Below are 420 nucleotides of genomic sequence, written 5' to 3' on the forward strand. Positions count from 1 at the left end.
CCGTCACTTCTGACAAGAAAGAGTATGATTGTGCAGAACGATGATCCGGCTGGGCATTAATGCTTTCATAAAAGAGCGAGGCATCTTTACCACCCAAATCAGCAATCACGTTCAGTTCGGCATGGCAGGGAGTCATCCATAACAGGCCGATAATGGGGAATACGCTCACCCGTTTCATGGTAATGACGTGACCTGCCATCCCTGTTCCCCCTGCCGCAATAATACCGGCATCAGTCCCTTACCAAACCGGAACCAGTATCCTGCATCATGATTCAGGGTGATGTGTCGGTTACGGACCTGTTCAAGGGGAATGTGATGCGTTTTAGCCCACTGCCGTAAGATGTCATCATTACGTTGACTGTCGACCAGATAGATATCCACCGGCTGCTTTGCCGCCAGTACTTCAGTCAAGCGGGTGTC

At 50.5% G+C, this 420-nt stretch carries 2 pseudogenes; both read right to left on the bottom strand.

The features are described 5' to 3' along the window. Positions 1 to 199, bottom strand: a pseudogene (locus tag AAC147_RS12220) (integrating conjugative element protein); the annotation flags it as partial. Beyond that, a pseudogene (locus AAC147_RS12225) lies at positions 175 to 420 on the bottom strand (TIGR03759 family integrating conjugative element protein); the annotation flags it as partial. The pseudogenes AAC147_RS12225 and AAC147_RS12220, both read right to left, overlap by 25 nt.

Origin of the sequence: Xenorhabdus sp. NBAII XenSa04 (assembly GCF_963866145.1) — a bacterium.
Taxonomy (GTDB): Bacteria; Pseudomonadota; Gammaproteobacteria; order Enterobacterales; family Enterobacteriaceae; genus Xenorhabdus; species Xenorhabdus indica.